We start from the raw sequence: 24,567 nt of genomic DNA, 5'->3' as shown, positions 1-24,567 counted from the left end.
GAATGGAAATAAACCGGCATCGGCAATCAGGACGCAAGACTCTTTAAAAATCCCGCTATAAAAGCTTATTTTATAAAGGATAAGCAATAAAACCCTTCTAAATTTGGAGGAGGAACGGGAATGAGCTACGATTTGATGGTATTTGAACCGGTGAAGGCGCCTGTCAACAAAGAGGAGTTTATGATTTGGTATGGCGAGCAGACGAAATGGTCGGAGGAGCATGATTATTCGGATATTACGGTGAGCTCGGACAGCCTGCCAACCTCATTTGAAGCTTTTGCTGCATTCCATGCCTCGATTTGGAAATAACGAAGGAAGCTAGTAAAATGAAACGCCTGATGGCCCGCTGGGATTATCCTGCTGGCGGTCAGGCTTTTTTCACGTGGAACATTTTTTGTAAAGAAGGGGGCCGCCATGTTATCGTTCATTTCGGTAATCTGCTGCAATATATTGCCCGCAATGAAGGAAAATAAGGTAAAATGGAGAACATAACAATCGATAAGGATCGAGACAGCAAGGAGTGAAAGACCGCTATGAAATGGATTGTGGGACTCGGCAACCCTGGGACGCAATATCAGGGCACGAGGCACAACGTTGGATTTATGGTCATTGATGAGCTGGCACGGCGTTGGGGCATCCAAGTGACGCAAAGCAAATGCAAGGCGCTGATTGGCGAGGGCAATGTGAATGGTACGAAGGTTGTGCTAATCAAGCCAATGACGTATATGAATTTATCAGGTGAATCGGTGCGTTCGTTCATCGATTATTTTAAATCCGATGTGACCGAAGGGCTCGTCGTATACGATGATCTCGATACGGAGGTTGGGCGTATCCGTCTTCGTTTTCAAGGCGGGTCAGGCGGACATAACGGCATTAAATCGCTGGTTTCGCATTTAGGCACGCAGACGTTTGACCGGATTCGCATGGGGATTACACGTCCGCAGCCCGGCGGAAACATCGCCGACTACGTGCTGTCCAATTTTCCGAAAAGCGAGCAGGAGCAGCTGAAAACAATGATTGAGCAGGCTTGTGATGCGGCGGAATTTTCACTGAAAGCGTCGTTCGAGGAGACGATGGCGAAGTTTAATCGCTAGCTTGGCGAAAAAACCAAGCTGTTCATGCCGTACAGCCTCTTTTTCACAATGCTTCTAGGGCAAATGCGTAAAATAGGGCAAAGCCGGGCATACTGAAGGGTATAACGATTCTTCAGGAGGCATACATATGGCTGTAAACTATATTTGCAAACACTGCCGTACGCCAATAGGGACGATTGCAGGCGGGGGCGAAATAACCGAGCAGCAGCTCGGTTTCGATTTCTTGACCCTTGAAGAGCGCAGCGATATAATTACGTATGACCAGCACGGAGACGTGACGGTTAAGGTGATTTGCGATTATTGCCGGGAAGCGCTAGAGGCGAATCCTGAACTGAACTTGATCGCGAGCCCGTTGCAGTAGAATGAAAGTAGCATGGAAGCAGTTGGAATAGGTTCAGCTCACAAGTAATGTAAGGCCTTGGCGGCTGGCTGAGGCTTCTTTTCGATGATAGCGATTCATACATGCAAAGCGATGAGCTCACCTTTTTAGGTGGGCGGTTTTGCTTGAAATTTAAGAATTTATAAGTTGTATGCTTATAAGCCGCTTAAATTTCTACGCGAAACGATAGCCTTTGCCGCCAGAGGACGGCATCAGCCGTTTACGTTTGAAATATAGGAAAGGATATCCTAACGCTATCCTTTCTCTATATTTCTCGGAATGAAACGCGCCGTGCCGCCAAAGGATGGCGACAGCCGTTTCACCTTGAAATTCAAGACTTTATAAGTGGTCTGTTTATAGAAATGGGGTGCCGAGACGATTGAAAGCGTTAATACAGGCTTTTGCGGCTGATCCGGATGTGCAGTCCATAATAGCCGGAATCCGTTCAGGAATGCGCGAGCAGATGGTATCAGGGCTTGCTGGCTCATCCAGACAAGTGCTGATGGCCGCAGTGAAAGAAGAGATAGACCGTCCGATGCTTGTCGTGACACATAATATGTTTTCAGCACAGAAAATCGCGGAGGATCTTCAGGAATGCTTCTCTTCGGATACTGTGCTGCTCTATCCCGCTAATGAGCTGGTAGCTGCCGAATCGGCGATCTCGAGTCCTGAGACGCTGGCGCAGCGAATGGACGTGCTGATCAAGCTGTCCGAAGGCTTCCGCGGGATTGTTGTCGTGCCATTTTCAGGTGTGCGGCGCTACTTGCCCGTACGCGGCGTTATGGCCGAGGCGAAAATCACGATTAGTGTGGGCGATGTTCTGCCGATAGACAGCTTCCTGCGAAAAATGACCGGGCTGGGCTATGTTCGCGTAGACCGCGTTGAATCCCGTGGCGAGATGAGCGTTCGCGGAGGAATCGTTGATTTTTATCCGCTGACTGAAGCTTCCGCTTACCGGATTGAATGGTTCGGCGATGATGTCGATTCCATTCGGACGTTTGATGCAGCTGACCAGCGGTCGCAGGACAATATTCAGACGTATACGGTTCCGCCTTGCCAGGAAATTGTTGCGAGTGCAGAGCGCTTTTCATCAGCAGCTAGCCATGCGGCTGCCTTGCTGGAGCAGCAGCTTGGCAAAATGTCCGACCGTACGGCGAAGGAGCGCCTTCGCTCGGAAATCGGGAGCGAGCTTGAGAAGCTGCGCGAGCATATGTATTTCACCGATATTTATAAATATATTTCCTTGCTGTATCCGGAGCGCCAGACCATTATGGACTATCTGCCGGAAGATACGCTGCTCATTATGGATGAGCCAACCCGCTTAATCGAAACGGCAAAGCAGCTGGAGCGCGATGAGGCGGAATGGGCGACACATTTGCTGCAAAACGGCAAGTCGCTGCCTGGTTTTGAGCTTGCGTGCAAGTCGGAGGAAGTTTTGTATGGTAAGCGGTTTCCTACGTTGTTCTTATCGCTGTTTTTAAGGCAAATTCCGCATTCGCAGCCGCAAAATATTCTCAATATGACGAGCCGGGCGATGCAAAATTTCCACGGGCAAATGAATGTGCTCAAGGCAGAGATGGAACGCTGGCGCAAAATCGGAGCCAATGTGCTCATGCTGGCCGGAAATGCGGAACGCATGGAGCGCATGCGCCGCGTGCTGTTCGATTACAATATTGAGCCGCCTATGCTGCTGGAAGGCAACCTGCAGTCTGGCTTTGAGCTGCCATCCTCGCATCTGGTCGTCATTACGGAAGGGGAAATGTTCTCCCAGAAGCAGCGCAAGGCGCGCCGTATCGACAAGAAGATAGACAATGCCGAGCGGATCAAGAGCTACACCGAGCTGAAGGTTGGCGACTATGTCGTGCATCAGAACCACGGCATCGGCAAATACGTCGGCATCGGCACCCTGGAAATTGCGGGCATTCATAAAGACTATTTGCACATCGTATATGCAGGCGGGGATAAGCTGTCTGTACCGATTGAACAAGTCGATATGATCCAGAAATACGTCGGCAATGAGGAAAAAGAGCCGAAAATCAACAAGCTGGGCGGCAGCGAATGGACAAGAGCGAAAAGCAAGGTGCAGTCGTCGGTTAAGGACATTGCCGATGACCTGATCAAGCTGTATGCGCAGCGCCAATCGGCGCCGGGCTTCGCCTTTGGACAGGATACCGCTTACCAGAACGAATTCGAGGAAATGTTCCCATACGATGAGACACGGGATCAGCTGCGGGCTATTGAGGAAATCAAGCGGGATATGGAAAAGCCGATGCCGATGGATCGTTTGCTATGCGGCGATGTTGGCTACGGCAAGACGGAGGTTGCTGTGCGGGCAGCGTTTAAGGCGGCGATTGAGGGCAAGCAGGTTGCCATTCTCGTGCCGACTACCATTCTTGCGCAGCAGCACTATGAGACGTTCCGCGAGCGTTTCTCCGGGTATCCGTTTAATATTCAAGTACTCAGCCGTTTCCGCTCCCGCAAGGAGCAAAATGATACGATGAAGGGCCTCAAAGCCGGAACCGTCGATGTCGTCATTGGCACGCACAGGCTGCTGTCGCAGGATATTGTGTTCAAGGATCTGGGCCTGCTAATTGTCGATGAAGAGCAGCGGTTCGGTGTATCGCATAAGGAGAAGCTCAAGAAGCTGAAAAATAACGTCGATGTGCTGACGCTGACGGCAACGCCGATTCCGCGTACCCTGCATATGTCGATGCTTGGCGTTCGCGATTTATCCGTTATTGAGACGCCGCCGGAAAACCGTTTCCCGGTACAGACCTATGTGGTCGAATACAACACTGCGCTTGTAAGAGAGGCGATTGAGCGTGAATTGGCTCGTGGCGGCCAAGTCTATTACTTGTACAATCGCGTTCAGGGAATCTACCAGATGGCGGAGCTGATTTCGGAGCTGGTGCCGGATGCGAAGGTAGCGGTCGGGCATGGGCAAATGTCTGAGCAGGAGCTGGAGAAGACGATACTCGACTTCCTCGACGGCGAATCCGATGTGCTGGTCAGCACAAGCATTATTGAGACGGGCGTTGATATTCCGAACGTCAATACGCTCATTGTCCATGATTCGGATAAAATGGGCCTGTCCCAGCTTTATCAGCTGCGGGGACGGGTCGGCCGCTCAAACCGGATTGCTTATGCCTATTTCACCTACCAGCGCGATAAAGTGCTGACTGAGGTCGCCGAGAAGCGTCTGCAATCCATTAAAGAGTTTACGGAGCTAGGCTCCGGCTTCAAAATCGCAATGCGAGACCTTGCGATTCGCGGTGCCGGCAACTTGCTGGGTGCGGAGCAGCATGGTTTTATTGCTTCGGTCGGCTTTGACTTATACTCGCAAATGCTTGCCGATGAGATTGGCAAGCGCAAGGCGGAGCTGGATGGCGCCCCTGTGCAGGAAAGCAGAATTGTCAGCACGCTCATTGATGTCAGCGTAGATGCCTACCTGCCATCTGATTATATTTATGACAGCATTCAGAAGATTGAGATTTACAAGAAGGTGGCTTCCGTTCGCTCCTTCGATGAGGCAGATGATCTGACCGAGGAAATCATTGACCGTTTCGGCAACCTGCCGCAGGCGGTAGATAATTTGATGACGGTGGCGAAATTGAAGGTGTATGGCGCGATGTATGGCATTGAGCAGATTAGCCAGCGCAATGATGAGCTGGTCGTCCGGTATGCCGCAGCCGAGAAGAAGCGAATCGATAGAAAGCGGGTCGACAAGCTGTGCCTGCATTTTGAAAATCGTTTCCACCAAGGCAGTTCACTGGAGGATAATCCGGTGGTCACCCTTCGAGGCAAAGGGCTGGATATGGATCAGCGTCTGCTGCTGCTTGAGCAGTTTTTGAAGCGTTACGCTGAGGCCCGTATTGTGAAGGAGGAGCTGCAGGATACAGCTCCTTGATTTTCTGTAAATTCGCAATAGGGCCCACATATCTGTTACAATACAATCAACTTTATGATTTGAGAGGAGATTTCTTAATGTTGCACAACACACGCAAATCGACATGGCGCAGAGTGGCTCTGCTCGTAGTCGCGGCAGTGCTGGTCATGACAGTTTTGGCGGCTTGCGGCTCGAAGAAAGAAGAAGGAAACGGTACAGCGTTCAGCGGTACAAGCGAAGGAGCGACTGTTGCTACTTATAAGGACAATGGCAAAGTAACCGAAGCTGAATTCAATAAGTATTTGGCGGTATTTAATTTCTTGCAGCCAGGCTATGAGTCCGTAACGGCTCTGCCACAGTTCCAAGAGCAATTGCTGCAGCAGTACATTGCTTACAAAATTTTGGCGGCTCAAGCAAGCGAAGAAACGGTGAAGCAGGCTACTACAGATACGGACAAGCAGTATGCGGATTTTGAAGCGGCATTGGAGCAGCAAGCCGAGCTGAAAACGCAGCTGGAAGAGAAAAAAATCACGAACAGCGATGTAAAAACCTACATGAAGCTGATGCTGGTTGTCGTGGATCACATGAAATCCAAAGTGACCGACGAGGAGCTTAAGAAAGAATTCGAAACGAATATTGCCAAATATTCTACCGTGACGCTCCGTCATATTCTAGTTGCCACTTCCGAGACAGATCCGGAAACGCAAGAAACGAAGGAGCTGCGCACGAAAGAAGAAGCGCTGAAAATCGCAAAAGAAGTAAAAGCGAAGCTGGATGCAGGCGGCGACTGGGCTGCTCTCGCTAAGGTCTATTCGGACGACCCGGGCTCCAAAGAGGCTGGCGGTCAATATGCAAATGCGAAGCCAGGCGACTGGGTTGAAAACTTCAAAAATGCCGCTATGACGCAAAAAATCGGCGTAATTGGCGAGCCAGTGGAAACCGAATATGGCTATCATGTCATTATGGTTGAGAAGCGCGATGAGCTGACGTACGACAAGCTTGACGACACGACGAAAGAAGCAGTAGAGAGCGCTGTGGCTTATACCCACATGAGCACTTTCATGAGCGAAGATATGAAAAATCAAGAAGTGAAAATTACGCTGCCTGAGCAATCTCCTGCACCAAGTGCAGAGCAATCCCCAGCAGCAAGCGACGATGCGAAAGCGACTGATGGTGCTGCGGCATCGCAAGAGCCAGCTGCATCGGCTTCGCCTAGCGCGTCGGTAGAACCGTCCGCATCGCCTGCGGCGAAGTAATAAACTTCTATCGCATATGCGATGAGTTTATAGGATACGCAAAAATCCCCATGTCCAGCTAACTAGCTGGCTGCATGGGGATTTTTGCTGTTCCTTCGCGATGCGCATTTAGCCATGAGAGAAGCGCTGGCGGTATTGGCGCGGCGAGAGCCCCTCATAACGCGAGAAGCAGGAGGTGAAATAGGCGGGCTGATTGAAGCCGACCTCCTCGGCAATGCGGGCGACTGCAAGGTCAGTTTGAAGCAGAAGCAGCTTGGCCTGTTCCAAGCGGAAGCGCATTAAATAATCGAAGGGCGCGCAGCCGAACTCTTTTTGCATGCATCTCGCTATGTAGACGGAATGGAAGTTAACCGCCTCGCTTAGCTCCTGTGCCGTTATATTATCGCGGTAGTGCTCACGCAAATACGAGGCGGCTTGCTCGGCACAATGCGCGGAGGGAGAAGGGCCCGCTACCTCCAAGGAGGCAGACAGCTGCTCCATAATTTCTTGAAAAGCGAGCTGCTGCTTCCATTTGACGCCAGAAATATGATCATTCGTATTCAACTGCACGAGCTGCCGCAGCAGGCTGTCCATGCGGGAAGGCTGCAGCAGCTTCGCAAATTGCGGCAGCTGCTTTGTAAAGGTTGGCATCGTATAAAAATTATTGTTTTGTATACGCTCCATGCTGCCGCCGCCCGGCTGCTGATCGGCGAGCCTTTCTGAAACACTCCATGCTCCGGTCGTCTGGAAATGAATCCAGTAGTAGGCTGTGGTCTCTTGGCAGGCCATGGTCGCGTAATGGTAGGCATCAGGCCGCAAAATGAGCGCATGACCACCACTAACCTCATATTCCAGCTCTTCTTCACCGATATAAAGGCAGCCTTTCGTCACGACGAGCAGGTCGAACACGCCAATATTTCTTCTGCTCGGATGTTTTCGTCCTGCTGGGGCAATAGAAAGGCCGCCAATAATGTAATGAGGAAGCGGGGGAATCGTCAAATGAATCATCGTCATATGGCTTTTCTTCCTCCTTGCTTTGAAGTTTGAATTTTAATAGTTTCGGTTTTGAAAATGATACATCATGCACAGTATAGCATCTATAATTTGAGATGACGAATGATATAGGAACAACGGATGGGCCAGTAACGCGGGCTCCAGAGGGAGATAAGGGAATGGCGGTAACGAACAAACGATTTTCACTATGGGTGCTGGCATGGCCGATTTTTATTGAACTGTTTTTACAGTTTTTATTAGGGGCAGCAGATACGCTGATGGTAAGCCGAATTTCTGATCAGGCTGTGGCCGTAGTCGGCTTCTCCAATCAGCTGTTTCAGGCGCTGACGACGCTGTTTATTACGGTGGCGAGCGGGGCGGGCATTCTCATTGCGCAAAAGCTAGGCTCTCGCAAAAGCGAGGAAGCGCGGACGATTGCGATTATGGCGGTCAGTGTAAGCGGCATAATCGGGATGGGGCTGAGCGTTGTACTTTATACGATGCCAGGGCAAATCGCTTCATGGCTCAAACTGCCGGAGCATTTGATGCCGCTTGCTGAAACTTATATTTCCATCGTAGGCGGGGGCATGGTGCTCATTTCCTTGATGGCGGCGCTTAGTACAGCGATTCGCAATACTGGCAATACGAAGGGGCCGATGTATACAGCCATTGGTATGAATATTGTGCATGTGGTGCTCAACTATGCGTTCATTTTTGGAGCCTTCGGCTTCCCAGAATGGGGACTGAAAGGTGTAGCTATATCGACGGTTATCTGTCGTTTGCTTGCCGTCATGGTGCTTTTTGTTATGTTCATGCATGCTTTTGAACGTACGATTCGGGTTCGCGATCTTGCAAAATTCAGCCGCAGGCTGTTTGGGGACGTCCTGCGAATCGGTTGGCCGCTTGGCGTCAATATGTCCTGCTGGGTGTTTACACAGCTGCTCATCTACACGTTTCTGGCGATGCTCGGCACGAATGAACTGGCAGCTCGGACGTATTTGAATACACTTGAATCATTTTGCTTCATGCTGGGTTATTCCATTGCCTTGGCGGTACAAATCCAAATCGCCCATTTGTTTGGGGCAGGTCGGATCAAAGAAGCGTACGGCATTGCGTACCGTGCGATGTGGATCGGGCTTGCTGTCGTTACGGTCAATGCGATGCTTATCTTCCTATTCGGGAAGCAGCTGCTCGGTTTATTTACGCAAAATCACGAAATTATAGCGCTCGGCGTCTCGCTGCTTGGTCTCAATTTATTATTGCAGCCAGGCAAAATGGTCAATATGGCACTGGGGAATGCGCTAAACGCTGTAGGTGATACTAGGTTTACGATGTGGAGCTCGCTAGTTTCCATGTGGCTCATAGCAATGGCGCTGGCCTATTGGGTCGGCATTGAGCTGGGCTGGGGCTTGCTCGGCATTTATGCCTGCATGATTTTGGATGAGTACATTCGGGGTACGCTTGCGCTCTTGCGCTGGCGGGGCCGGAAATTTCTGCTCAGAGCTGAGCAGCAGAACGAGCGAGAAGCTCAAGCGATGCAAGGGCAGATGTCATCTACTGGAACGGGCGCACTGGCTAAGTAAATGCGGTGCGGTGAGCCTCACCGGAAGGCAAAAGGAAAGCATTTTGCAAAAAAGAGAAAAACGGCAGCTGGCGCTTGATGCGCTGCTGCCGTTTTTCTCTTTTTTGCGCTGAAGGGTAAGGGCAAGTGTAGAAGCAGCTGACTCAGCAGAAAACGCTATAAGAGCGAATCATATCTTGGGTGAATGTTAGATAAAATGACTCTGATAGCAATTTGAACAACAAAAAGTGCACGCACTGAAAGGGGTTTAACTCCTTTAACTGAATAAATATGTATTAATAGCTAGTATTATGTCGAATGAAATAAAATAAGATAAAGTTGTGTTAGATATATTGACATGAGATAAATTGCCAATCTATAATGAACCTGCGAACGTTTCCTGTGAACGAACAATCCATACATAACTTCTCCGAACGTTCGGTTTTAGGTGTTTTTTATAAAAATAGCGCTTAATTTAGGGGGAGTGGAGAAATGAGAAACAGAAAATTACTTCAAGTAGGGATTGTAGTTCTGCTCGTTAGTCTCGTGATATCAGCTTGTGGGGGAAATAAAGAGACGGCTTCAACAACGCCTTCGGAAACGGCGGGGGGCAGTAATGGGGCTGCGGCGGCAGATGGCATTAAGGTAGGTATTCTGCACTCGCTCAGTGGTACGATGGCCATTAGTGAGGTGTCCGTAAGGGACGCAGAATTAATGGCGATTGAAGAAATTAATGCGGCGGGCGGTGTGCTGGGCACGCAAATTGTTCCGGTCGTAGAAGATGGAGCGTCGGATTGGCCGACTTTTGCCGAGAAAGCCCGCAAGCTGATATCGGAGGATAAAGTGGCGACCGTATTCGGAGGCTGGACCTCTTCAAGCCGCAAAGCGATGAAGCCTGTATTTGAGGAATTGAATGGGCTGCTCTGGTATCCGGTGCAATATGAGGGGCTGGAGGCATCGCCGAACATTTTCTACACCGGAGCGACGACAAACCAACAAATCGTGCCGGCTGTCGATTGGCTGCTTGAAAATCGCGGCAAAAAAATGTATCTGCTCGGCTCGGATTATGTATTCCCGCGCACGGCTAATTTGATTATTAAAGAACAACTGAAGGCAAAGGGTGGAGAGCTAGTTGGCGAGGAATACACGCCGCTTGGACATACGGATTACAGCACCATTATTAGCAAAATCAAAGAAGCAGAGCCGGATATCGTATTTAATACGCTTAACGGTGACAGCAACGTCGCTTTCTTCAAGCAGCTCAAGGATGCGGGGATCTCGGCCCAGGATTTGACGACGCTGTCGGTATCGGTAGCGGAAGAGGAAATTCGCGGCATTGGCGTTGATGTACTGGAAGGCCACTTGGCAGCATGGAACTACTATCAGACGACAGATACCCCAGCCAATGCGGCTTTTGTAGCTAATTATAAGAAGAAGTATGGGGAGGATCGGGTTACAGCTGACCCAATCGAGGCTGGTTATACAGCGGTATATTTGTGGAAAGCTGCCGTGGAGAAGGCGGGCTCTACCGATGTTGCCAAAGTAAAGGAAGCGGCGAAGGAGCTGGAGTGGGATGCGCCGGAAGGCAAGGTGCGTATTGACGGAGAGACGCAGCATATTTACAAAACAGTCCGGATTGGCGAGGTTCAGGCGGACGGACAGTTCAAGGAGCTGTGGAATTCCGGCGAAGCGGTGAAGCCTGACCCATATCTGAAAAGCTATGAATGGGCGGCCAGCATTCAGCCATCCGAGTAGGGAGCCTAGATTCATGCTTTCGGAATGCATTCGGGCGTGAATCGCCTATAACAGCAGCGGAATAATGGCGATGGCGCAAGCCATCGCAGGAGGTGAAGAGCGGGATGGACGTATTTATTTTGCAGCTGTTCAATGGCATTAGTGTAAGCTCGATTTTACTGCTGATAGCACTGGGGCTGGCAATTACATTTGGCTTGATGAAGGTCATTAATATGGCCCATGGCGAGCTGATCATGATTGGAGCGTACTCCACTTATTTGACGCAAAATCTGTTTCACGCCTATATGCCGTCCTCATGGTTCAACTGGTATTTTGTTATATCGATTCCAGCGAGCTTCCTCATCGCGTTTCTATTTGGGCTTCTGCTGGAAGTCAGCCTGATTCGCCATTTGTACGGCAGGCCGCTTGACAGTCTGCTGGCAACTTGGGGCGTAGGCTTGTTGCTCCAGCAGCTTGCGCGGTCCGTATTTGGCGCTCCCAATGTGGCGGTGACCAGCCCCTCGTGGCTAAATGGCGGAATGCGAATACTAAGCGATGTTGTGCTTCCTTATAAAAGATTATTCATCGTCGGCTTGGTGGCAGCTTGTCTAATCGCGATGTACTTCTATATTTACCGCAGCCTTGAAGGACGCCGCATGCGTGCCGTCATGCAAAATCGCGATATGGCAGCTTGCCTAGGTGTATCGACCCGCCGCGTAGATGCGATGACGTTTGCTATTGGCTCCGGTATCGCAGGGATTGCGGGCTGTGCACTGACTTTAATGGGGCCAATCGGCCCCTCCCTCGGCACTTATTATATTGTTGATGCGTTTATGGTAGTTGTGCTGGGCGGCGTCGGCAAGCTGGTAGGCACGGTGCTTGGCGCGCTTGGCATTGGCGTATTTAATACGATGTTTGAATATTGGACGAATGCTTCACTCGGCAAGGTGCTTGTATTCCTGTGCATCGTGGCTTTCCTGCAATGGCGTCCTTCTGGTTTTGTGGCGATGCGTACACGTTCTCTTGATTAACAAGGAAGGGGTGACGGGTGAAAATGAAGCAGCGAAGGTTATCACCAGGGCGGTTGTGGATTTTGGCAGGTTATGCGGCTGCGGCCGTAGCGTTGTTCGCGGCGCCGATGTTTTTAAGTGATTTCCGCCTCAACCTGCTGGCGAAATTTCTCGCTTTTGCCATCGTGGCGCTGGGACTGGACTTGATATGGGGCTATACCGGCATTCTCAGCCTCGGGCACGGCATTTTCTTCGGCATCGGCGCATATGCAATGGCAATGTATTTGAAGCTTGAGGCAAGTGGCGGGAGGCTGCCGGATTTTATGGGCTGGAGCGGACTCAAGGAGCTCCCGCTGTTTTGGCAGCCGTTCAGCAGCTTTGGCTTTGCAGTAGCCATGGGTATTGTCATGCCCGCGCTGCTGGCTTTGTTTCTTGGCTTTTTTACCTTCCGCAATCGCATTCGGGGTGTCTATTTTACGATTTTGACACAAGCGTTGGTCATTATTACGACGACGCTGCTCGTCGGACAGCAGGCCTTCACAGGCGGGACGAACGGTGTGACGGGCTTTAGCAAAATATTAGGCGCTTCGCTCGCCTCTCCCGACACGAAGCGAATGCTATATTTTGTTACGGTGCTGGTGTTGATTGCCGTCTTCGTCGCATGCCGTTACATTGTCGGCAGCCGATTTGGGAAGGTGCTGCGGGCTATTCGCGACGGGGAAAACCGCGTGCGCTTCATCGGTTATAATCCTGCGATGTACCAAATGGTCATTTTCACTTTATCTGCCGCATTTGCGGGTATCGCGGGCATGCTGTTTGTGCTCCATGTGGGCATTATTTCCCCTTCAATGATGGGGATTGTGCCATCTATTGAAATGGTGCTATGGGTCGCGATTGGCGGCCGTGGTACTTTAATCGGTGCGGCCATGGGCGCGGTGCTGCTCAATTGGGCCAAAAGCGAATTCAGCACCTCCTACCCCGAGGGCTGGACGTATTTTCTCGGGGCGATGTTTGTTATCGTAGTTGTATTTCTGCCGAACGGCTTAACGGGACTGCTTGGCAAAATCAAGCTCGGCAAAAAGCGGAGGGTGACGAAAAATGAGCCAACCATTGAGTATCCTGCAATGTAATGATGTAACGGTGGAGTTTGATGGCTTTAAAGCGATTCAGGGCATGAGTCTCACCTTGGCAAAAGGAGAGCTGCGCTTCCTGATCGGGCCGAACGGAGCGGGCAAAACGACGATGCTTGATGTGATCTGCGGCAAAGTCCGGCCATCAACCGGGCAGGTCACATTCAATGGCGATATCGACATTACGCGGAAAAAAGAGCACCAAATTGCCGAGCTGGGCATCGGCCGCAAGTTTCAGGCCCCATCCATTTTCCCGTCTATGACGGTGCTGGAAAATTTAGAAATAGCGCTGCGCCAGCGGCGTGGCGTGTTCGCTACACTATTTGCGAGGCTGCAGGCGGAGGAGCAGAAGCGGATGAAACGGCAGCTGGAGATGATCGGGCTGGCTGATCAAGAGGATAGCCGGGCAGGCGGGCTATCGCATGGCGAGAAGCAGTGGCTGGAAATCGGCATGATGCTGCTGCAGGAGCCGGATATTTTGCTGCTTGATGAGCCGGTGGCAGGCATGACGGATAAGGAAACGGATAAGACGGGGGAACTGCTTCAGGAAATTGCGCGTGAACGCTCCATCGTCGTCGTCGAGCATGATATGGAATTTGTGCGCAGCTTTGCAAGCAAGGTGACGGTCATGCATGAAGGCAAGCTGCTCAAGGAGGGCACGATGGAGGATGTGCAGCGGGATGACCGGGTAGCCGAGGTGTATTTGGGGAAAAGGCGGGATGCGGATGCTAGCCGTTCGACAGCTTGAGGCCGGTTATGGCGAAAGCATTATTTTGCGCGATGTATCCTTAAAGGTGGAGCCGGGTGAGGTTGTATGCCTGCTTGGGCGCAATGGCGTCGGCAAAACGACGTTAATGAAAAGCATTATGGGGCTGCTTAAAGCGCGTCATGGCACAGTGGCTTATAAAGGCGTGGATCTGACGAAGCGCGCCCCGGGCAGAAGGGCGAAGAGCGGTATGGGGTACGTGCCGCAGGGGAGGGAGATTTTCGGGCAGCTCACCGTGTACGAAAATATTTTGATCGGCTTGGAGGCCGCGCCACGGGAGGGGCGAGGGCGTGGACAGGCGAATATGATCCCGCCTGATGCCATTGCGAAATTTCCGGTGCTGCCGGAAATGTATGCGCGGCGCGGCGGCGATCTCAGCGGCGGACAGCAGCAGCAGCTTGCTTTCGCCAGAGCGCTCGCATCGCAGCCGTCGCTGCTGCTGCTTGATGAGCCTTGCGAGGGCATTCAGCCCTCCATCGTAGATGATATCCGCGAGGTGATTCGTTCGATTAAGGCGGATGGCAGGACGGCGATTTTGCTCGTTGAACAAAGCCTCGACTTTGTGAAAAGTGTTGGGGACTATTTTTATATATTGGAAAAAGGTGCTGTTGCATGGGAAGGAACGCTTACGCAGCTGAACGATGACGTGATCAAGAAGTATTTGACGGTGTAATGCCTTCGAACCATCCCGAACCTCGATTCTGGATCCCCGCCTCAAAGCAGATAATACGCGAAAAACAGAGAAAGGCCTACTTCTCTAAAGGGGCAAGCTGCTTTTTAGAGAGGTAGCCTTTTTTTGTATTCTATGAAGATTGCCGTAGTATACCCTGTCTATGTTCTACGTTTCCGTCTTGCGATAATGCCTCCACAATATAATTATAAATAATGGAATCGCAATGGCGTTGCTTGTGTGGGCAATCGGGATATCGCTAAGTGGCGATATGGATTTGCTTATAATGCTTAAGAGTAGTAATAAAATCGCTCCAATGATGGCCGAGCCTGGAATAATGATGCGGTAATCATTGCCGCACCACTTGCTGAGCAAGGCAGATGCTATCAGACCTATGCAAGCTACCGGGCCAACAAGCCAAACAGAAAGACCGGCCATAAGAATAACGACTGCGGCGGATAGGCCATATATAACAGCTCCGGCCGGTCTTTCTCCATAAAAATGCTTCGAAATAAAGAAGGACAGCCCTACAGCAGCGACCAAGGCGACAATAATGAGTGAAGCTAAGGCGTAAGAGCTTTTTCCTGTAATGTATACACCGCTTACTGCTGTTAATGTTGCACTGAGATCGTAACGGTCATTGGCGTATAGGCGGACAAGCAAAATAGTGAAATGGGCGGCTGTCCCAAGGAATGCTCCTGCAAAAATAAACTGCATCGAAGATGGCGGGATTTTGAGGAGGCGCGTCATCACATACATTATGATGCAGCTAGTCAAACAGCCAGCGATACTGAGAGCGGCCGTGACGATGGGAATAGAAGTGGGAACTTCCTCATTCAAAATAAAAGGCCAAGCTAAAAATAGGGCAAGACTCGACATTTCTGTTAACCCAAAAGTCGTGGGCGCAGCCAAGCGATTACGCATGAGTCCTTGAAGAATAGCTGCGGAAGCGGCGAGGCCGGCTCCTGCCAATGTCAGGGCTACTGCACTTGGAAGCCGAAATTCGCTCAGAATCATAAATGCTTCTGAATCCCAGTCTTTATGAATGAGGGCTTCGATGAAATCGCTGAGGCCTACACCTATAAAACCTGTGGCTAAATACCAAGCAAAACAGGCAATAACCAAAATAGGCCCTAAAATAAAAAAGGCAGAGACAAATAAAGGATTCGCTTTTGTTCGTGTAGTCATGAATCAGTAGTCCTTCCTGAGAAAAAAACTAATTTTCCTTTATATCGGAAATATAGCGGGAAAATTACACTCGGACTGTTCATCACCTTGGTATGGCTGCTTAAAGCTCGAGCCTTTGCCTCAGCAACTGGGCAGTTTGCTCTGGATGGGAGATCGGAAAATGATGCCCATAAGGAAGGCTGCCCAGCTTCAAATGGCGGTAGCGATCAGGCAGTTCATAATTCCGCTCCTGTTCTCCCCATAAAATATGAACCTTCTTCTCATCCCACTGTTCCGGCGCCAGCTGAAAGCTTTGCGGGCGCGTCAGCTCGCGCAATAGCTCGGCAAGTGTCTTCCTTACCCTCGGTGAGCGCAGCTCTTCCTGCACATAACGGATATATTCCGCTGGAATTTGTGCCTCTGATTGAAAGCAGCTTTGCTTAATCAGCGACTTGATTAGTGCGGTCTCACTCATGCGTGAGAGCGCCATTTCCGTAAGCCAGCGCTGTTTATACATGGACGGCGCCGGATGGAAAACGGGCTGCAGCAATCCAAGGGCTTGAATCCGATCCGGCATAGCCTCCATGACTTTGGCGGCGAGGAGCGCTCCATAAGAATGACCGATTAAAGTAACGGGCGTGTCCATTGCGGCAATGGCTTCTATAAGGGTCTCCGCGTGGCCGTCAATTACATTAGACTTGTGATGATAGGGGCTTCTACCTAACCCGGGGAGGTCAGGGAGCCATATGTCAGCATTGTGAAAATGATTGGCCAGAGGAATCAGGCAATCCGCTCCGCTAAAGGTGCCGGGTATGAACAAAACTGGATTTCCGCTATTGTTATTGCGCAGGGCAGTCATATTGCCAAGCTTGCCCTGATTGTAGCCCTTATGCGTCGTCACTGAATGGGAGAGGCGAAAATCAAGGTCGGCGATCGTGTGGCGAAGAGTGGACGGCGTTACCGTGTAGTCCAACGCATATTTTTGTTGAATATGTCGGGCCGATTCAAGTGAATAAGAGTCGTTTACGACGAAGCTCAGTGATTCTTGGGGAATGCCAAGCTTGCCGCCCAGCGGGCTACTTAGTACTTTGGATAAAATGCCCAGCGGAAGGGCACCAACAGGCTTGGCTACGCGAAGCTCCTTGGCCATCGTTGTAATAAGCCCCATCATATTAGGGCTGTCTTCCTTCGCTTGCAGCAAATAATACGTTTGGCTGACGGGATGCTCTTCTTGGGCAAGCGCGGCGATAAAGGCGGCGGCGTGATCGAGGTGGAACAGGGGCAGCCAATATTTTTCACCGCCAGGCACAAGAGCCATCAGTTTCCTGCGTGTAGCTTCAACGAGGAGACCGAGACCGCCAAGCTGCTCCGTCTCTCCTGTTGCGGAGTCGCCAATGACGACGCCGGGGTGAACGACGGACAGGGGATAGCCATGTTTGACGCTTTGCTCCCGCATGTGGAGGTCGGCGTGGAACTTGGCTTGCTCATAAGGCGGCTCATGGCTTAAAGACGCAATGGCCTGCTCTTTTTGCGATAGATCCTCATTGCGGAACGGGCTTTTAAAGCCGACCAAATGAATAAAATGGCGCAGCGTCGTCTCCGCATGAATAAGCGAAGCGATTTCTGCCATATGTTGCGAGGCTTGAAGAAATACCCGCTTTGCCTGCTCGGCGCTCAGTCTGATATCCATAGGACCTCCCGCATGAATCATGACTTCTGCTGTTTTCACTCGCGCCAAATCCTCTTTATTTAAGCCCAATAAAGGCTGGGTCAAATCACCGCATACCGGCTTGATGAACTCGTTATGCCGAAGGTTCAGCTTGTCCAAAAGCTGTTCATATTTGCTTAAAGAACGAACGAGAACGGTTGCGTGCTGCTTGGTTTGTGCAAGTGTCTGTAATAATCGTTGTCCAATAAATCCTGTACCGCCCGTAACAAATAAATGTGCCATATGCTTGCTCCTTCTATTCAAATCATTTTATTAGTTAAAAGGGGATCATTTTCTAAAAAATAGTACTTATCAGTACTAAAATGATTAAAAAAATTACTTTAGCAAGGCTGCTAAAGCATGAAACGCATGTTGAACCGTATTTGGATTCTGGCTGGCATGCTGCAAAAATAAAGCTCCCTCAATCGTAGACAGCATAAGTGCGGCGGTAGGTTTGACTGGCAAGTCGGACTTGAGCTCTTGGCGCTCTATCCCTTCTTGCAGCAATTGTTCGATAAAGGAAAGCTGGCTTTGGAAAAAACGGCGGAACTGCTCGCGGAAGGGTCCGTTATCCAGCGGTGCCTGCGTGTAAAGGGTCAGAAATGGACAGCCTCCAAGGCAGCGTGCATCCTGTTCGGTCAATAGCTGAACGAGCTTATCCAGACGTGTAAGTACAGGGATGTCGGTTTGCCCGCCAATATGCTGGAACAAGCTCTCATATTGGCTGATCATCCGTTCAATAATGACGGACAGCAGCTCTTCTTTGCTTTTGAAATAATAATAGATGTTCGTTTTGGACACTTTGCTTGCAGCTACGATGTCATCCATGCTCGTAACCAAATAACCTTTGCTCAAAAATAACTGTTGGGCGGTGTGCAAGGCGACCTCGCGGTTGGATTGTTTTGTTTTCATATTAGTACTGTATAGGACTAAAATTAAATTGTCAATGATTGCACATGTGCAGATTATTTTAATGGCAACCCTCACGCCACTATTAAATCAATGTTATTAATTCTTACATAACTAGGTATAAAGTCACTTGTTCTATTTATTCATGTAAGATAATATAACGCAATAGAGATTACATTATAGTTAAGTGGAGGGAACCAAGATGATGCTGTCTATTAAAAGGATGACTGTTTTTTCGCTTTCTGCCATTATCGCACTCGTAACATTTATTTCTCCTGTAGGAGCCGCTGAGGCTGCTGTCCAGGCAATTGCTTTCCCAGAGGTGTCTGCTTCCTTTCAAAAATCGAAGCTCCCTAACATTTTGGTTATTGGTACAGGCGGTACAATTGCTGGACAATCGACTGATGAGACAAGCTTTCAAACGTACCGTGCAGGTACGCTTTTAATTGAAGATATGGTGAAGAGCCTGCCGAATCTGGATAAGATGGCAGATGTTGAGACTGTGCAATTTGGCAACAAAGGATCTTCGGCTTATCTGATGAACGATCTGGCAAGCCTGTCGATGACAGTAGATGCAGCGTTGAAGAAATACGACGGTGTAGTAGTTACGACAGGTACGGATACGATGGAGGAGATCGGTTATTTCCTTGATCTTACGGTCCGCAGCTCGAAGCCGGTTGTCATTACGGGTTCTATGCGTCCGTGGACGGTAATCGGAAGTGATGCTCCGGCGAACTTGTTCAATGCAATCAAGCTGGCAGCGAGCGGCAAGACGAAAAAATTCGGAACTGTGCTCATGCTGAATGATGAAATTCATGCTGTGCGTGAAGTGACGAAAACAAATGCGCTGCGTTTGGATACTTTCGAATCGCCTGGATTTGGTCCATTGGGCTACATTGATGAATCGATCATTCAAATTTACCGTGTTCCGACAAGAGCTCTGAAAACCGATGCAGAATGGGCGACACCGTTTGATCTGTCCAAGCTGCCGAAGGCGGGCTTCTCGAAGGTCGAAATCGCTTATTCGTATCAAGGTGCTGGTGGCGAGGCGATCAAAGGCTTCGTAGAAGGCGGAGCGAAAGGCATTGTTACAGCGGGTACGGGAGCTGGCGGCATTTCCGCCGCAATGAGAGAAGAGCGTACGAAGGCTATTGAAAAAGGCGTTATTTTCGTAACGACGACAAGAACCGGATCGGGCAATATTTATGGCGGCAGCGAGGGAATTTTGGCAGGAGATAATTTGAATGCGGCTCATGCACGTATTCTGCTTATGCTGACTTTGACTTACACAAGCGATTTCCCGACTATGCAAAAATGGTTCACAGTTTATGGCGCGCTGGAAGTGCCGGAAGATACAACAGTGAAAGCTGCTGCATAATACAAAGTATTTCAAATGAAATGCACGTAAATTAATGTGACATGAGTGTTGACAGAGTGTTGGGTGCCCTACTATAATACAGATAAGTGTAAGGTTTTCTAACAAAATAGTATATAGTTCCTATGCTGGCTGTACACATCGGGAACGACAAGCTGTCTAGGGTTCCGTTGACAGGCCGCAAGCTTGCCTCGCGTCTTATCAAGTCTGGTCCAAGAGACGGCGTACGGCGAGCGTGCATCCATTGAGGAGCGACGACTACCGCTGTATAACACGGAAGGATAAAAGCCTGGGAGATCACATTCTCCCAGGCTTTTGCTTTTTTTTTAGGCCCAATCTCCAGTTATTCAGGGGTTGGAGCGTTAAAGACAAGGGGTGGGACAATGAAGCGGTCGTGGAAGTTTTGGCTCGTAGGGATGCTTGTCGTATCGATGGTTGTTGTGGCGGGTTGTGGCAGTTCAGGTAGCGAAGCGGAAGAAGGAGGGGCAGGGGAACCGATTACTATTGCCCTAAGTCCGTGGCCGGGCTGGTATATGTGGTATGTAGCCGAGGAAAAAGGGTTTTTCGAAAAGCATGGGGTTAACGTCAAGCTGGAATTTTTCCCGGTATACAGCGACTCGCTGCAGGCTTTGGCGACTGGAAGAGTCGATGCGAACAGCCAGACGCTGAGTGATACACTCGCTCCCTTTTCGAAAGGAATTCCGCTTAAGGCGGTTCTGGTCAACGACAATTCCTTCGGCGGCGATGCTATCGTCAGCAAGCCTGATGTTCAGTCGATTCAGGATTTGAAGGGAAAGACGGTTGCAACGGAGCTTGGTACCGTCGATCATCTGCTGCTGCTGACCGCCTTGGCGCAAAATGGCATGAAGGAAGAAGATGTGAACTACGTCAATATGACAGTAAACGATGCAGGTCCAGCTTTTATTTCAGGAAAGTCCGATGCTTCTGTTCTGTGGGAGCCGTTTCAGACGATTGCGGTGAAGGAGGGAAAGGGCAAGGTGTTGTTCTCTTCTAAAGATACGCCGGGGCTCATTCCGGATTTGCTTGTGTTCCGTGAAGAGGTGGTGCAGAAGCGTTCTGCTGAAGTGCAGAAGGTTGTGGATGCCTGGTTCGATGCGCTTGCGTATTATGAGGCCAATCAGGAAGAGGTTCTGAAGCTGCTCTCGGCTAAGGCGGAGACGACCCCGGAGGATCTCAAGCTGGGGTTTGATGGCATCAAGCTGTTCTCTCAAGCAGATAATCTCCACGCCTTCGAGAAGCGTGACGAATATACCTCGCTTGAATATACAGCGGGGCAAACAGCGGCTTTCTTGCGTGGACTCGATATGGTCGGTGACATTGATGATGTGAGCGGGCTGTTCGACTCGCAATTCATCAAAAATACATCAGCAGGGAAGTGATGGCGATGGAAGCAGTTCGGCGGCGGAAGCCGCATCGGATACAGATTTTTAAAGATATTGGCTCCCGGGCGTTTATGATTACGGCTAGCTGCTCTTTTATGCTCCTTCTGCTGCTGTGGTCGCTGCTTAGCTATACGGAAGCTGTGAACCCTGTATTTTTGCCGAAGCCGCATGTCGTTCTGGCTACCTTTATTGAGCTGCTCGGGAGCTCCGACTATTGGAATCATATTGGCGTAAGTTTATTTCGCGTCATGTCAGGGTTCTTGCTGGCGTGCATATTGGGCATTCCCATCGGGATATTGGCTGGAACATTCAAATTCGGCGAAGCGCTGGTGGAGCCGCCAATGGAATTTATCCGCTATATGCCGGCGGTCGCTTTCATTCCGCTTATTATGGTGTGGGCAGGGATTGGTGAATGGGCGAAGGTGCTGCTTATTTTCATCGGCTGCTTCTTCCAGCTAGTGTTGATGGTGGCTGACAATACGCGAAGGGTGTCGCAAGATTTGCTGCAAGCTTCCTTCACGCTTGGAGCAGGGCGCTGGAAAGCGATTGAAACGGTGCTCATACCGGGAATCCAACCGCAACTAATGCATACGATGCGGCTTATTCTCGGCTGGGCGTGGACGTATCTAGTTGTAGCGGAGCTGGTAGCCGTCAACAGCGGGCTAGGCTATGCCATTATGAAGGCGCAGCGGTTTTTGAATACGGAGGAGATTTTTGTTGGTATTTTCGTCATTGGGCTGCTGGGCTTGATCAGCGATCGCATCTTTGCCTTTTTGAACCGCAGATTATTTCCTTGGGTATAGCGTTTGGGTGGATTTTCTAGCCTAATTATTTAAGGCTGGGGGACAACAGCATTCGAGTGTTGCTGAGACCGCGCAGCTCGCGACGCTCCCTCCTTTTTTGAAGGACTGAGGTTCCGCTATTCTGGCTTTTGATCCGATTCGGGCCGTAAGCGGACAGGAAATCCGTTATCTCCCTAATAACCCCTTCAAAATAGCGATGGGGAGCGCATTCGCGGCTCCTGAGTCCGCTGCCTGTGCCTTAACCCGTGATTTTGTTGAAATAGCGGCTGCTGTGTCCACCAAGTCTATCTTTGTGCAGGGGATCTGGCTCGCTTACGATTGCGTACACATCCTAGTTGAAAAAAAAGAATATCAATGCCTGCTACACGAAGCTCGCAGTCCAAGAGGGAGAGTTCCTTGAGGGGTGTGGGCTTTTTTTGTTTGCATATAAATGTAAAAAGTGATATCATAAATATATCAAATTAATACTAAGGGGTGTTCTGACAGATGAAGGAGTACAAAGCTTGGCATGTGAATGGATTTTTAGCATTGCTGGTTGGCGTATTGTCACTTGTTGGGGGAGTCATTCTGATTGTTTTTGGCGCATCGGGCGCTCAGCCTGACTTCCTTTTGATTATTGCCGGCGCTTTGTTGATTCTTGTTTTTATTATCGCTGCTTCCTCGCTGACGATTGTGCAGCCGAATGAAGCGAAGGTCATTACCTTTTTCGGAAAATATATCGGTACAGTAAGAAATGCAGGGCTATGGATGACGCTTCCGCTGACGAACAAGCAGAAGGTGTCGCTTAAAGTAAGAAACTTTAACAGCCATACGCTGAAAGTCAATGATGCTGACGGCAATCCGATTGAAATCGGTGCGGTTGTTGTGTTTAAAGTAACGGATACGTCCCGTGCAAGCTTCGATGTCGACAACTATGAGCGTTTCGTGGAAATTCAGAGCGAGACGGCTGTTCGCCACACGGCGGCGCAGCATCCGTATGATACGCATACGGATGAGAATGCGATGTCGCTGAGAGGCAATTCCGAGGAAGTGGCCGAAGAGCTGCTGAAGGAGCTGCAAAGCAGGCTTGCTGTCGCAGGAGTTGAAGTGCTTGAGACGCGGCTGACCCATCTGGCCTATGCGCCGGAAATTGCTAGTGCGATGCTGCAAAGACAGCAGGCAACAGCGATTGTGGCAGCTCGCCAGAAAATCGTTGAAGGTGCGGTTGGCATGGTGGATGCGGCATTGAAGCAATTGGAGGATAGCGGAATTGAGCTGGACGTGGAGCGGCGTGCGGCGATGGTCAACAATCTGATGGTGGCGATCGTATCGGATCGTTCCGCTACTCCGGTCATTAATACCGGGTCTTTGTACACGTAAGGAGCTGTCGATAATGGGAAAAGAAAAGAAAGCTTTTCCGCTCCGACTGAATCCTGACATTCACCGCGCTCTGGAGCAGTGGGCTAATGAGGAATTTCGCAGCGTTAATGGACATATTGAGTTTTTGCTGCGCGAAGCGCTTAGCCGTTCGGGCAGGCTGCCGAAGCCACGGCCAGCCGAGCCTCCGGAAAATGCTGAAGAGCCTAAGGGATAGAAAGAAGCAAATAAAGAGCTGATTATAGTAGGGAAAAAGTCGAACAGCAGCTGCCGTCTATAGAAGACGGGGTTGTTGTTCGGCTTTTTTTGAGGTGAGGAGCTTATTTGGCTTATTGGTGATTTGGCAAAATGGGATAACTTGTAACTTTTTTGCATTAGGGAGCGTTGTTAACTTAAAAGCTGCTGGCATGACTGATGAGGAGGATGGAAAATGAATGACAAGTGGAAGGGGGCTTTTCTTGCGCTTGCAATTGCAGTTGCAATTATCTCAGGAGTAACGGCTGTTTATTTCTTAATGGCTAACTATAAAGAGGCTCCAACTAGCGTGACAATGTCCGATTTGGTTCAATCGGGAACGGCGGATAGCGGATCTGAGATACTCACAGTGGAAGGCGAAAATGGCGAAAAGGTGGATTTGACCATTAGTGATATCCCGCTATATAAGGAGTATCTGGACTTGCAGGATGATATCGGGAATGAAGTCGAACGAACCCAACTGGAAGTGCTCGATCTTGCGGGTCAAGAGCGTTTTATTTTGCTGAAGTACAATTGTGGTAATAAGCACTGCTCGACTATTTTGGTGAAGGAACGTGAGTCCGGAGTTGTGAGTGTCGGTTTGGCGGATGGCATTTTTCAAGATTATAAACTTTCTCCGAATAAGGATTTGCTTTTGGCAAGGTTTGGCTATAGTGAAGGCGGACAGGTTGTGCGGCATGTTTTGCTTGCTGTTGATTTGGTGCAGATGAAGGTCATTCCTTATGAATCAACCGAGCTAGCTGAAGTGTTTATGCATACGCCGACATGGCCTATCCCTGACTACGAATGGATTGATAACAATCAGTTTTGGATGGCTTCGGTTGATTTGCAATCATCTGAAGCTGAATTTGAAGCCATTCAAAATTGGCTCGCTTCAAGTGAAAGAAAAATCAAAAAGATTACCATTTCGCTAAACCAAAAGGATCGATTAGGCGCTTACTTAACGCCATAAAGCCTAAATAAGTTTAACCGTTAGTTGCCATTCATCCCCCTCTTCTAAAGTGGGAGATGAATGGCAACGGTCTGATTTACACTGACCCTTACAACTTAAAATAATATAATTGTAGTATTCAGTCGTATACGATAAAAGGTTGTGTTATCAATGAAGTTAGACTCAAATAACCATTCAGTGT

22 protein-coding genes and 1 riboswitch are annotated in these 24,567 nt (G+C 49.8%); of the genes, 18 read left to right on the top strand and 4 right to left on the bottom strand.

Annotated elements, in window-relative coordinates; all coding sequences use genetic code 11:
• Nucleotides 1-120 precede the first annotated feature (120 nt).
• The 6 genes from WH37_RS30735 (at nt 121) to WH37_RS30715 (ending at nt 6,615) form a co-directional block, all read left to right on the top strand.
• Nucleotides 121-309 (top strand): hypothetical protein, encoded by a 189-nt coding sequence (locus WH37_RS30735; protein ID WP_046234478.1) that lies wholly within the window; start codon nt 121-123, stop codon nt 307-309.
• A 17-nt stretch (nt 310-326) separates the two neighbouring features.
• Nucleotides 327-473 carry a hypothetical protein gene (locus WH37_RS35845; protein WP_156182415.1) on the top strand — a complete coding sequence of 49 codons (147 nt, stop codon included), beginning with the start codon at nt 327-329 and terminating at the stop codon, nt 471-473.
• Between the two features lie 60 nt (nt 474-533).
• Nucleotides 534-1,094, top strand: a complete 561-nt coding sequence (pth, locus tag WH37_RS30730; RefSeq protein ID WP_046234477.1) for an aminoacyl-tRNA hydrolase — start codon at nt 534-536, stop codon at nt 1,092-1,094.
• A gap of 127 nt (nt 1,095-1,221) precedes the next feature.
• On the top strand, nt 1,222-1,455 hold the full coding sequence (locus WH37_RS30725) for an anti-sigma-F factor Fin (RefSeq protein ID WP_046234476.1): 234 nt from the start codon (nt 1,222-1,224) through the stop codon (nt 1,453-1,455).
• A gap of 397 nt (nt 1,456-1,852) precedes the next feature.
• Nucleotides 1,853-5,380 carry a transcription-repair coupling factor gene (gene mfd / locus WH37_RS30720; RefSeq protein ID WP_046234475.1) on the top strand — a complete coding sequence of 1,176 codons (3,528 nt, stop codon included), beginning with the start codon at nt 1,853-1,855 and terminating at the stop codon, nt 5,378-5,380.
• Between the two features lie 77 nt (nt 5,381-5,457).
• The gene (locus WH37_RS30715; RefSeq protein ID WP_052737351.1) at nt 5,458-6,615 is read left to right on the top strand and encodes a peptidylprolyl isomerase; all 1,158 of its coding nucleotides are present in this window, start codon (nt 5,458-5,460) and stop codon (nt 6,613-6,615) included.
• Between the two features lie 108 nt (nt 6,616-6,723).
• On the opposite strand, the gene WH37_RS30710 is transcribed toward WH37_RS30715, so the two are convergent.
• Nucleotides 6,724-7,608: an AraC family transcriptional regulator gene (locus WH37_RS30710; RefSeq protein ID WP_046234474.1), complete on the bottom strand. Its 885-nt coding sequence runs from the start codon at nt 7,606-7,608 to the stop codon at nt 6,724-6,726.
• A gap of 158 nt (nt 7,609-7,766) precedes the next feature.
• Here WH37_RS30710 and WH37_RS30705 point away from each other — a divergent pair, with 158 nt between their 5' ends.
• The 6 genes from WH37_RS30705 (at nt 7,767) to urtE (ending at nt 14,461) form a co-directional block, all read left to right on the top strand.
• Nucleotides 7,767-9,170, top strand: a complete 1,404-nt coding sequence (locus WH37_RS30705; protein ID WP_046234473.1) for an MATE family efflux transporter — start codon at nt 7,767-7,769, stop codon at nt 9,168-9,170.
• 470 nt (nt 9,171-9,640) lie between these two features.
• Complete coding sequence (gene urtA, locus WH37_RS30700) at nt 9,641-10,903, top strand: urea ABC transporter substrate-binding protein (RefSeq protein ID WP_046234472.1); 1,263 nt, start codon at nt 9,641-9,643, stop codon at nt 10,901-10,903.
• Nucleotides 10,904-11,007: 104 nt separating this feature from the next.
• A complete protein-coding gene (urtB, locus tag WH37_RS30695; protein ID WP_046234471.1) occupies nt 11,008-11,913 on the top strand; it encodes an urea ABC transporter permease subunit UrtB in 906 nt (301 codons plus the stop codon).
• Nucleotides 11,914-11,936: 23 nt separating this feature from the next.
• Nucleotides 11,937-13,022: an urea ABC transporter permease subunit UrtC gene (gene urtC / locus WH37_RS30690; protein WP_046234506.1), complete on the top strand. Its 1,086-nt coding sequence runs from the start codon at nt 11,937-11,939 to the stop codon at nt 13,020-13,022.
• Nucleotides 12,991-13,770, top strand: coding sequence for an urea ABC transporter ATP-binding protein UrtD (gene urtD / locus WH37_RS30685; protein WP_046234470.1), 780 nt, complete (start codon nt 12,991-12,993; stop codon nt 13,768-13,770). The genes urtC and urtD overlap by 32 nt, the downstream gene beginning before the upstream one ends.
• Nucleotides 13,748-14,461 (top strand): urea ABC transporter ATP-binding subunit UrtE, encoded by a 714-nt coding sequence (gene urtE, locus WH37_RS30680; protein WP_046234469.1) that lies wholly within the window; start codon nt 13,748-13,750, stop codon nt 14,459-14,461. Before urtD ends, urtE begins: the two co-directional genes overlap by 23 nt.
• 165 nt (nt 14,462-14,626) lie before the next feature.
• Here the strand turns inward: urtE and WH37_RS30675 are convergent, their stop codons facing one another.
• The 3 genes from WH37_RS30675 to WH37_RS30665 form a co-directional block, all read right to left on the bottom strand.
• Entirely contained in the window at nt 14,627-15,646 is a 1,020-nt protein-coding gene (locus WH37_RS30675; RefSeq protein WP_046234468.1) for an iron chelate uptake ABC transporter family permease subunit, read from the bottom strand.
• Between the two features lie 100 nt (nt 15,647-15,746).
• Entirely contained in the window at nt 15,747-17,576 is a 1,830-nt protein-coding gene (locus WH37_RS30670) for an alpha/beta fold hydrolase (RefSeq protein WP_046234467.1), read from the bottom strand.
• A gap of 93 nt (nt 17,577-17,669) precedes the next feature.
• A complete protein-coding gene (locus WH37_RS30665) occupies nt 17,670-18,245 on the bottom strand; it encodes a TetR/AcrR family transcriptional regulator (protein WP_046234466.1) in 576 nt (191 codons plus the stop codon).
• Nucleotides 18,246-18,444: 199 nt separating this feature from the next.
• On the opposite strand from WH37_RS30665, the gene WH37_RS30660 reads away from it, so the two are divergent.
• From WH37_RS30660 to WH37_RS30635, 6 genes are all read left to right on the top strand, one after another.
• On the top strand, nt 18,445-19,620 hold the full coding sequence (locus tag WH37_RS30660; RefSeq protein ID WP_046234465.1) for an asparaginase: 1,176 nt from the start codon (nt 18,445-18,447) through the stop codon (nt 19,618-19,620).
• Between the two features lie 145 nt (nt 19,621-19,765).
• A riboswitch (guanidine-I (ykkC/yxkD leader) is annotated at nt 19,766-19,915 on the top strand.
• An 85-nt stretch (nt 19,916-20,000) separates the two neighbouring features.
• Nucleotides 20,001-21,017 (top strand): ABC transporter substrate-binding protein, encoded by a 1,017-nt coding sequence (locus WH37_RS30655; RefSeq protein ID WP_046234464.1) that lies wholly within the window; start codon nt 20,001-20,003, stop codon nt 21,015-21,017.
• A gap of 5 nt (nt 21,018-21,022) precedes the next feature.
• Nucleotides 21,023-21,823 carry an ABC transporter permease gene (locus WH37_RS30650; RefSeq protein WP_046234505.1) on the top strand — a complete coding sequence of 267 codons (801 nt, stop codon included), beginning with the start codon at nt 21,023-21,025 and terminating at the stop codon, nt 21,821-21,823.
• A gap of 486 nt (nt 21,824-22,309) precedes the next feature.
• Entirely contained in the window at nt 22,310-23,182 is an 873-nt protein-coding gene (locus tag WH37_RS30645; RefSeq protein WP_046234463.1) for an SPFH domain-containing protein, read from the top strand.
• Between the two features lie 13 nt (nt 23,183-23,195).
• Entirely contained in the window at nt 23,196-23,396 is a 201-nt protein-coding gene (locus WH37_RS30640; protein WP_046234462.1) for a type II toxin-antitoxin system antitoxin, read from the top strand.
• A gap of 213 nt (nt 23,397-23,609) precedes the next feature.
• A complete protein-coding gene (locus WH37_RS30635; RefSeq protein ID WP_046234461.1) occupies nt 23,610-24,386 on the top strand; it encodes a hypothetical protein in 777 nt (258 codons plus the stop codon).
• The last annotated feature ends 181 nt before the right edge of the window (nt 24,387-24,567 follow it).

Origin of the sequence: Paenibacillus algorifonticola (genome assembly GCF_000971975.1) — a bacterium.
Classification (GTDB): domain Bacteria; phylum Bacillota; class Bacilli; order Paenibacillales; family Paenibacillaceae; genus Pristimantibacillus; species Pristimantibacillus algorifonticola.
This window is presented reverse-complemented; position numbering and strand designations above follow the sequence as displayed.